The organism is Thauera phenylacetica B4P (genome assembly GCF_000310225.1).
Taxonomy (GTDB): Bacteria; Pseudomonadota; Gammaproteobacteria; order Burkholderiales; family Rhodocyclaceae; genus Thauera; species Thauera phenylacetica.
The window spans coordinates 1-9,000 of record NZ_AMXF01000173.1 but is presented as its reverse complement, the minus strand read 5'-3'; the positions used below and the strand labels follow the sequence as shown (position 1 = coordinate 9,000).

The following is a 9,000-nucleotide window of genomic DNA, read 5'->3' as shown; positions in this document are numbered from 1 at the left end:
CGCCGCGGCCGGCGCGCTGCGCGCCGGCGCGGAGGCGAGGCCGACCTCGAGCGCCGCGGGCGGCGGGCTCTGCCAGCGGATGCCGAAGAACAGGAACAGGAACAATCCCAGGTGGACCGCGACGGTCAGCCCGAGGGACTGCCACTTGCCTGGCGGCTCGCGGCGGGGCGGTGCGGGGCGATCCCTCATTTCTGCGAAGTCGCGCCCTGGGTGACCAGGCTGATCTTGCGAACACCGGCGTCGCGCGCGGTCTCGAGCACGTCGATCACCTTCTGGTAGTCGAGCTTGCTGTCGGCGGCGACCAGGAAGGGCTGCTCGGGGTTCTTCGCGAGTGCGTCCTTGAGCGCGGTGGACAGCTGGTCGCGACGCACCGGGCGCGAGGTTCCGCTGTTGCTTGCGCGCAGCGCATAGGCGCCGTCGGCCTTGACCTCGATGAAGATGGCCTCGGACTGCGGCGGCGGCGTGCCCGCACCGGCGGAGGGTACGTTGATCGTGCCCTGCTGGATCATCGGCGCGGTGACCATGAAGATCACCAGCAGCACCAGCATCACGTCGATGTAGGGCACGACGTTGATCTGGTTCATGAGGCGGCGTTGGCGCATCGTTTGGTCTCCGCCCCGGTCAGCGCAGGTTGCGCTGCAGGATGTTGGAGAACTCTTCCATGAAGCTCTCGAAGCGGATGCCGAGGCGGTCGATGTCGTGCGCGAAGCGGTTGTAGGCGACGACCGCCGGGATCGCCGCGAACAGGCCGATCGCGGTGGCGACCAGGGCCTCGGCGATGCCGGGCGCGACCTGGGCGAGCGTGGCCGAACCGACGCTGGACAGCCCGCGGAAGGAGTTCATGATCCCCCATACGGTGCCGAGCAGGCCGATGTAGGGCGACACCGAGCCTACCGAGGCGAGGAAGGCGAGGTGGGCTTCGAGGTCGTCGATCTCGCGCTGGTAGGTCGCACGCATCGCGCGGCGGGCGCCGTCCAGCGTGGCGCCATGGTCGTGACCCTTGCCGCGCAGCTTCGTGAACTCGCGGTAGCCGGCCTCGAAGATGCGCTCCATGCCGTCGGACTGGTGGCGGCCAGCCGACTCGTAGAGGGTGTTGAGGTCGCCGCCGCTCCAGAAGTCGCGCTCGAACTCGTCGGTCTGCGCACGCGCCTGGCGGATCTGGAAGGCCTTGCGGAAGATCCAGTACCAGGAGACGAGCGACAGGCCGGCCAGCAACGCCATGACGAGCTGGACGAGGACGCTCGCCTGGGAGATCAGGCTGAGGATGGAGAGGTCGTGGGTGACGGTCATGCTTGGCTTTCGAGAAGGGCGTGCAGGGAGGCGGGGAGGGCTGCGGGCTTCAGGCGCCGCGTGTCCACGCAGGCCACGAGGACCTGCGCGGTGAAGAGAAGTTCGCCGTCGCGGCGGATCTCGTGATCGAAAACGAGGCTGGCGCGGCGGCGGCTGGCGATGCGGGCGCTCACCTCGAGCGCGTCGTCGAGGCGCGCAGGGGCGAGGTAGTCGGCTCGTACCGAGCGCACCACGAAACCCAGGCCCTGCTCGACGAGCAGCGCCTGCTGTGCGACGCCGAGCGCGCGCAGCCATTCGGTGCGAGTCCGCTCACAGAATTTGAGATAGTTTGCGTAATAGACGACACCCCCTGCGTCGGTGTCTTCGTAATAGACTCGGACCGGCAGGGAAAAGCGCGACGACGCGGGGAGCGATTCGCCGCCCGCGTCGGAAAGGGTCTTCGGTTGCATTGCAACATTCTAGCCGACCCGCCGCGCCGGATGCACGCCTGTTGCATCCTTGATCGCTTGTTTTTTTTACGCGCTTACTGCTTGTTGCAAAAGCACTTTTCTGGGAATGTTGTTGGTCGCGGCGGCGCGCGGGACGCGCCTGCGACATCGGGAAACGGACGTGGCGCTCCCCTTCTTCGGCAGGAAACCGGCTTCGGTCGCGCCCGGCGCGCAGCATGACGCGCGCCCCGGGGCGGACGCGCACGTGGTGCGCGACGAGCGGCCTCCGCCCACCGAGCTGTCCGCGCTCGATTTCACCGGCACCGACCACGGTCGCGCGCTCGCGCGCGTGGCCGGGCAGGTCGAGGTGCGCGAATGCGGCAGCGGGATCGGCGTCGCCTTCGAGGAGGCCGCGGTGCTGTACGCGAACGGCAGCGACGACGACGCCCTTGCGGTGCTGGAGGCGGCTGTCGGCAGCGAGGGCGGCGAGGGCGCCTGGCTGATGCTGCTCGATCTCTACCGCCTGCGCGGGGAGCGCCAGCGCTTCGAATCGCGCGTGCTCGATTACGCCACGCTCTACGAGCGTTCGCCGCCGGCCTGGGAGGACCTGTCCGGTGCGGCGGGCAAGACGGCAGGCACGGAGCTTCCGTTGGTCAATCTGAGCGGCCAACTCTCCGCTGCCGCCGAGCGCCAGTTCGCGCAGCTCGCCCGCATCGCGCGCCGCAGTGGTGGGGTGCGCATCGATGTCGCCAAGGTGCACGGGGTGGACGATGCGGGCTGCGCCGTGTGGCGCGGACTGCTCGCCGGGCTGGCCGCGGAGCGCCTGCAGGTGACGCTGGTCAATGTGCGTGCGCTTGCCGATATCCTGGCGCAGGCCGTCTGCCCCGGGCAGGCGCAGGCGCGCGACACCTGGCTGATGCTGCTCGAGCTGCTGCAGTATGCCGGCGACCAGGCGCGCTTCGAGGATCTTGCGGTCGATTATGCGGTCACCTTCGAGGAGTCGCCGCCGTCCTGGGAGGGGCGCGGGGACGCCCCGCGGCCGGCCGCCGTGCAGGCGGGCGAGGATCCGCACGCCGATCCGGATGCCTTTGCATTTGCTGGCGAACTGTGCGGGGCGGCGAACGACACTCTCAAGCGCTTCGCCGCTTTCGCGGCCGAGCGTCGCGAGGTCCGGGTGGATTGCCGCGGCCTGCGCCGGATCGACTTTGTCAGTGCCGGCATGCTCTTCAATATTCTCGCCACGCTGCAGGCTCAAGGTAAACTCGTCGGCCTTCGCGACGTGAACGCCATGGTCGCCGGCCTGTTGCGGGTCATGAGCGTCGACAAGGTGGCCCACGTCACCCTGCGTCATTGAACAACACACCAGCCCCGACATCCGCGGGGACGGAGAATCCTTCATGGAACAGTATCGCGGCACGACCATCCTGTCCGTGCGGCGCGGCAACCGCGTCGCGCTCGGCGGCGACGGCCAGGTCACCCTCGGCAACATCGTCATCAAGGCCTCCGCGCGCAAGGTGCGCACGCTCTACAACGGCCAGATCCTCGCCGGTTTCGCCGGCGGCACCGCCGACGCCTTCACCTTGTTCGAGCGCTTCGAGGCCAAGCTCGACAAGCACCAGGGCAACCTGCTGCGCAGCGCGGTCGAGCTCGCCAAGGACTGGCGCACCGACCGCATGCTGCGCCGGCTCGAGGCCATGCTGGCGGTGGCCGACCGCGAGCACTCGCTGGTCATCACCGGCAACGGCGACGTGCTCGAGCCCGAGCAGGGCATCGTGGCGATCGGCAGCGGCGGCGCCTACGCACAGTCGGCGGCGCGCGCGCTGCTCGAGAACACCGAGCTCGAGCCCAAGGAGATCGTCTCCAAGGCGCTGTCCATCGCCGGCGACCTGTGCATCTACACCAATCACCACCACACCATCGAAGTGCTGGATTGAGGCCGAACGCATGACCCAGATGACCCCGCCGGAGATCGTCTCCGAACTCGACAAGCACATCGTCGGCCAGGACAAGGCCAAGAAGGCCGTGGCCATCGCGCTGCGCAACCGCTGGCGGCGCGCCCAGGTCGAGGAGCCGCTGAGGAGCGAGATCACCCCCAAGAACATCCTCATGATCGGCCCCACCGGCGTCGGCAAGACCGAGATCGCGCGCCGCCTGGCGCGCCTGGCCAACGCGCCCTTCATCAAGATCGAGGCGACCAAGTTCACCGAGGTCGGCTACGTCGGCCGCGACGTGGACACCATCATCCGCGACCTGATGGAGATCGCCATCAAGGACGGCCGCGAGCGCGCGATGAAGTCGGTGCGCGACCGCGCCCTCGACGCCGCCGAGGACCGCGTGCTCGACGCCCTGCTGCCGCCGGCGCGGCCGGTCGGCTTCAACGCCGAGCCCGAGCCGGCGCAGGACTCGTCCACCCGGCAGAAATTCCGCAAGAAGCTGCGCGAGGGCGAACTCGACGACAAGGAGATCGAGCTCGAGGTCGCTGCGCCGTCGATGAGCGCCGAGATCTTCGCCCCGCCGGGCATGGAGGAGCTCACCCAGCAGATCCAGGGCATGTTCCAGAACCTCGGCGGCGGCAAGAAGAAGCTGCGCAAGCTGCAGATCCGCGAGGCGCTGAAGCTGCTCGCCGACGAGGAGGCCGCCCGCCTGATCAACGACGAGGAGGTCAAGCTCGAGGCCGTGCGCGCCGTCGAGCAGAACGGCATCGTGTTCCTCGACGAGGTGGACAAGATCGCCGCGCGCAGCGACGTGCACGGCGCCGACGTGTCCCGCCAGGGCGTGCAGCGCGACCTGCTGCCGCTGGTCGAGGGCACGACGATCTCGACCAAGTACGGCATGATCAAGACCGATCACATCCTGTTCATCGCCAGCGGGGCCTTCCACCTGTCCAAGCCCTCCGACCTCATTCCCGAGCTGCAGGGCCGCTTCCCGATCCGCGTCGAGCTCGAGTCGCTGTCGGTGGAAGACTTCGCCCGCATCCTCACCAGCACCGACGCCTGCCTCGTGCGTCAGTACGAGGCCCTGCTCGCCACCGACGGCGTGAAGCTAGAGTTTGCGCAAGAGGGCATCCGCCGCCTGGCCGAGATCGCCTACCAGGTCAACGAGAAGACCGAGAACATCGGCGCCCGTCGCCTGTACACGGTGATGGAGAAGCTGCTCGAGGAGGTCTCCTTCGAGGCTGGGCGCAGCAGCGCGGTGCAGACCGTGGTGGTGGATGCCGCCTATGTCGACAGCCGGCTCGTCATGCTCGCCCAGCGCGAGGATCTGGCGCGCTACGTGCTCTGATCGTGCCGCCTCCCTCGCCCCGTTACCGGTCGTCCTGAATGCTGATCCGCATCGTCTCCATCCTGTTCCCGGTGTTCGCGATCACCGCGCTCGGCTATTTCGTCGGCCGGCGCATGAGGCCCGACCTGAGCCATGCGAACAAGCTGAACATGGACGTGTTCGTCCCCGCGCTGGTGTTCGGCGCGCTGGTCGGCAAGGACTTCCGCCTCGGCGAGTACCTGCCGCTGCTGTTCGCGACCGTGGTGATCATCGTCGGCTCCGGGCTCGCCGGCTGGGCGGTGGCGCGCGCCGCCGGCATCGCGACCAAGACCCTGGTGCCACCGATGATGTTCAACAACTGCGGCAACCTCGGCCTGCCGCTGGCGGTGCTCGCCTTCGGCGAGTCGGCGCTGGCGCCGGCGGTGGTGATGTTCGTGGTGTCGAACGTGCTCCATTTCTCCTACGGTGCCTGGCTGCTGGACCATCATACGAAGTTGACGACGGTGTGGCGCTCGCCCTCCATCCTGGCGACGATCGCGGGCCTGGCGGTCGGCTTCCTCGGCATCGAGGTGTGGCCGCCGCTGCTGATGTCGATCGAGATGGTCGGCGACATCTCGATCCCGCTGATGCTGTTCGCGCTCGGCGTGCGGCTGGCCGACTCGCGCATCAGCGCGGTGGGTTTCGGCGTTTTCGGCGCGGTGCTGCGCCCGGTGGTGGGCATGGCGCTGGCCTGGAGCCTGTTGCAGGTTCTCGATTTGCCCGCGCGCGAGCAGGCGCTGGTGCTGGTGTACGGCGCCTTGCCGCCGGCCGTGCTGAACTACATGTTCGCCGAGCGTTACGGCCAGGAGCCCGACAAGGTGGCCTCGATGGTGCTGATCGGCAACCTCGCCGCGGTGGTGTTCCTGCCGATCGCGCTGGCGCTGGTGCTCGACTGAGGGCGTGCGGCTTCACTCGCGCGCGTGCCCGCCATCCTGTCGCATCAGCTTGCCCAGCAGATCCACCGGCACCGGAAACACCAGCGTCGAGCTCTTGTCGCCCGCCACCTGCGTGAGCGTCTGCAGGTAGCGCAGCTGCATCGCCGCCGGTTCCCGGGACAGCATCTGTGCCGCTTCGAGCAGCGACTGTGCGGCCTGCTTCTCGCCTTCGGCGTGGATCACCTTGGCGCGGCGTTCGCGTTCGGCCTCGGCCTGGCGGGCGATGGCGCGCACCATGCTTTCGTTGAGGTCGATGTGCTTGATCTCGACGTTGGCCACCTTGATGCCCCAGGAGTCGGTCTGCGCGTCGAGGATCTGCTGCACGTCGAGGTTGAGGCGTTCGCGCTCGGCGAGCATCTCGTCGAGCTCGTGCTTGCCGAGCACCGCGCGCAGCGTGGTCTGCGCGAGCTGGCTGGTGGCCATGAGAAAGTTTTCGACCTGGATGATGGCCTTTTCCGGGTCGACGACGCGGAAGAACACAATGGCATTGACCTTGACCGAGACGTTGTCGCGCGAGATGACGTCCTGCGAGGGCACGTCCATGGTCACCACGCGCAGGTCCACCTTCACCATCTGCTGGATGCCGGGGATCACGATCACCAGGCCCGGGCCCTTGACCTTCCAGAAGCGCCCGAGCAGGAAGATGACGCCGCGCTCGTACTCGCGCAGGATCTTGATCGAGGCGACGACGAGGAAGATGAGCAGCAGGAAGAGCGGGGCAAGCCCGAATTGAAGGTCGATCATGATGGGGTGCTCCCTGGGGTGAAGTGGTGACTGTCCGGTGCGGATGAGCCCGCTCCGGCTGCGGCTGTCGACGCGTCGGACTGAGCCGCGATCGGGGTGACCGTCAGGGTGAGGCCGTCGATGCCCGCCACGCGCACACGGTCGCCGGGCGAGAGCGCCTGCGCACTGCGCGCGCGCCAGTGCTCGCCATGCACCGCGATCCACCAGTCGCCGTCGCCGGTGGCGCGCTCGACCTTGCCGAGGGCGCCGAGCATCTCTTCGCTGCCGCTCACCACCGGGCGGCGCAGGCTGCGCGCGGCGAAGCTGCCGATGGCGATGATGACCGCGGCGCTGGCGAGCGCCATGCCGACGATCAGTGCGATGGGGACGCCGAAGCCGGGCACGTCGGCGTCCATCAGGAACAGCCCGCCGACCACGAAGGCGATGATGCCGCCCACGCCGAGCCCGCCGAAGCTGGGCAGGAAGGCCTCGGCGAGCATCAGTCCGGCGCCCACCGCCAGCAGCAGCACACCGGCCCAGTTCACCGGCAGCAGCTGGAAGGCGTAGAGCGCGATCAGCAGCGAGATCGCGCCGGCCACGCCGGGCACGCCGAAGCCGGGCGAGGTGAACTCGAAAAACAGGCCGTAGATGCCGATCATCATCAGGATCAGCGCCACCTGCGGGTTGGCGAGCGCGGCGAGGATGCGGTTGCGCCAGTCGGGCTCCATGCGCTCGATGGCGATGCCGGCGGTGGCGAGGGTGCGCGTGCCGTCGAGCACGGCGACCTCGCGGCCGTCGAGCTGCTTCAGCAAGGAGGGGGTGTCGATGGCGATGAGCTCGATGACGCCCTGCGCCAGCGCCTCCTCGGCCGACAGGCTGGCGGCCTCGCGCACCGCGCGCTCGGCGAAGTCGACGTCGCGCCCGCGCAGCTGGGCCAGGCTGCGGATGTAGGCGGTGGCGTCGGACATGGACTTGGCGGCCATGGCGTCGGTGGGGGCGGCTGTTCGCCGGGGCCCTGTCGTCGCGGGCGGTGCTGCGGTCTCGGGTCGATCGGACGCGGACGGGCGCGCGTCCGCTGTGTTGCCCCGGGTACTCGTCGTGGCGGGCTCCTCGGAAGCGGACGGGCGCGCGTGCATCTTGTCGTCCCTGATCTCCGGTGTGGTTTCCGGACTGCGGTTTGCGCTGGCGGGCTGCGATTGGGCGCTTGAGGGGGGGTGTGATGGGCCCGACGTGGAGCCCGACCCATCCCGCCCCCCCGTGCCTGCATCTTCGGCCGTTGCCGGCTCGTCGCCGAGCGGCGCCGTGCGTCCGGGCTGCGCACCGCCGATGCCGATCGCCACGGGGGTGGCCGCGCCGAGGTTGGTGGCCGGCGCCATGGCGGCGATGTGGCTCGCGTACAGGATGTAGGTGCCGGCGCTGGCCGCGCGCGCGCCCTCCGGGGCGACGAAGGTGGCCACCGGCACCGGCGAGGCGAGGATGTCCTTGATGATCGAACGCATCGAGGTGTCGAGCCCGCCCGGGGTGTCGAGCTCGATCACCACCAGCTGCGCGCCCGTGCTGGCGGCGCGTGTCAGGCCCTTGTGGATGTAGTCGGCGCTGGCGGGGCCGATGGCGCCGTCCACCCGCAGCACCAGCGCCCCCGCCGCGCTCGACCCGGCCTGCGATGCGAGCAGGAGCAGCACCAAGCCGATCAAGGCCAGAATGGCGCTCGTCGAAGTGCGCAGCGCCGAGGGGGGAGGAGCGGGCATTCCAGTCTCTCCGTCGCAGCCCGCGGGCGGATGGCCCACGGCTCTTCAATCGGAGTGTAGAAGCCATCCCCGAGTTCTCAAGCACGCCGACTTTTTAACCGCGCGCAAGTGGCGAGCGCCGCGGCCCGGGAGCCCGTCACCATGCATTCCACCCGCCCTCCTGTGCGGCACTGGCCGTCCCGGTGTAAGGACCTCAATGGCCGCCGAAGCGGTCCATGCGCCGGCGGTCGCGCTTGGTGGGGCGGCCGTGCAGGTCGGCGCCCGGGGTGGCGGCGAGCTTGTGCAGCTCGCGGGCGCGCTCGCGCTCCGCGATGCTCTCGGCGGTCTCTTCGTACAGTGTTTGCGCCACCGTGGCCGAGCCGCGCCGGTCGGCGATCGCGCGCACGAGCACCGTGCGCGTCTCCTCACCGATGGTGATGTCGAGCCGGTCGCCGGGCTTGACGTCGCGTGCGGGTTTCACCGTGATGCCGTTGAGCTTGACCTTGCCGCCGTCGACCGCCTCGGTGGCCGCCGTGCGGTGCTTGAAGAAGCGCGCTGCCCACAACCATTTGTCGAGGCGGGTGCGGGCGGGGGCGG

Annotated in this window: 10 protein-coding genes and 1 pseudogene; 4 read left to right on the top strand and 7 right to left on the bottom strand. The window is 69.2% G+C overall.

What is annotated here, in order from left to right; translation table 11 throughout:
- The 4 genes and pseudogenes from C667_RS17075 to ybgC all read right to left on the bottom strand — a co-directional run.
- Positions 1 to 189 (bottom strand): annotated as a pseudogene (locus C667_RS17075) (energy transducer TonB); the annotation flags it as partial.
- Positions 186 to 602, bottom strand: coding sequence for a protein TolR (gene tolR / locus C667_RS17070; protein WP_004371195.1), 417 nt, complete (start codon positions 600 to 602; stop codon positions 186 to 188). The pseudogene C667_RS17075 and the gene tolR, both read right to left, overlap by 4 nt.
- Before the next feature lie 19 nt (positions 603 to 621).
- On the bottom strand, positions 622 to 1,290 hold the full coding sequence (gene tolQ, locus C667_RS17065) for a protein TolQ (protein WP_004371193.1): 669 nt from the start codon (positions 1,288 to 1,290) through the stop codon (positions 622 to 624).
- Complete coding sequence (gene ybgC / locus C667_RS17060; RefSeq protein ID WP_004371192.1) at positions 1,287 to 1,739, bottom strand: tol-pal system-associated acyl-CoA thioesterase; 453 nt, start codon at positions 1,737 to 1,739, stop codon at positions 1,287 to 1,289. The genes tolQ and ybgC overlap by 4 nt, the downstream gene beginning before the upstream one ends.
- 160 nt (positions 1,740 to 1,899) lie before the next feature.
- On the opposite strand from ybgC, the gene C667_RS17055 reads away from it, so the two are divergent.
- The 4 genes from C667_RS17055 to C667_RS17040 are packed head-to-tail and all read left to right on the top strand — an operon-like array spanning position 1,900 to position 5,914.
- Positions 1,900 to 3,072, top strand: a complete 1,173-nt coding sequence (locus C667_RS17055) for an STAS domain-containing protein (protein WP_004371191.1) — start codon at positions 1,900 to 1,902, stop codon at positions 3,070 to 3,072.
- 43 nt (positions 3,073 to 3,115) lie between these two features.
- Positions 3,116 to 3,652 carry an ATP-dependent protease subunit HslV gene (hslV, locus tag C667_RS17050; RefSeq protein ID WP_004371185.1) on the top strand — a complete coding sequence of 179 codons (537 nt, stop codon included), beginning with the start codon at positions 3,116 to 3,118 and terminating at the stop codon, positions 3,650 to 3,652.
- A 10-nt stretch (positions 3,653 to 3,662) separates the two neighbouring features.
- The gene (hslU, locus tag C667_RS17045; protein WP_004371182.1) at positions 3,663 to 5,000 is read left to right on the top strand and encodes an ATP-dependent protease ATPase subunit HslU; all 1,338 of its coding nucleotides are present in this window, start codon (positions 3,663 to 3,665) and stop codon (positions 4,998 to 5,000) included.
- A 38-nt stretch (positions 5,001 to 5,038) separates the two neighbouring features.
- Entirely contained in the window at positions 5,039 to 5,914 is an 876-nt protein-coding gene (locus tag C667_RS17040) for an AEC family transporter (protein WP_004371180.1), read from the top strand.
- Positions 5,915 to 5,926: 12 nt separating this feature from the next.
- On the opposite strand, the gene C667_RS17035 is transcribed toward C667_RS17040, so the two are convergent.
- From C667_RS17035 to C667_RS17025, 3 genes are all read right to left on the bottom strand, one after another.
- Complete coding sequence (locus C667_RS17035; RefSeq protein ID WP_004371176.1) at positions 5,927 to 6,697, bottom strand: slipin family protein; 771 nt, start codon at positions 6,695 to 6,697, stop codon at positions 5,927 to 5,929.
- Positions 6,694 to 8,424, bottom strand: coding sequence for an NfeD family protein (locus C667_RS26500; RefSeq protein ID WP_004371159.1), 1,731 nt, complete (start codon positions 8,422 to 8,424; stop codon positions 6,694 to 6,696). The genes C667_RS17035 and C667_RS26500 overlap by 4 nt, the downstream gene beginning before the upstream one ends.
- A gap of 193 nt (positions 8,425 to 8,617) precedes the next feature.
- Positions 8,618 to 9,000: RNA-binding S4 domain-containing protein (locus tag C667_RS17025; protein ID WP_004371157.1), on the bottom strand; the 383-nt coding region annotated here is incomplete at its 5' end.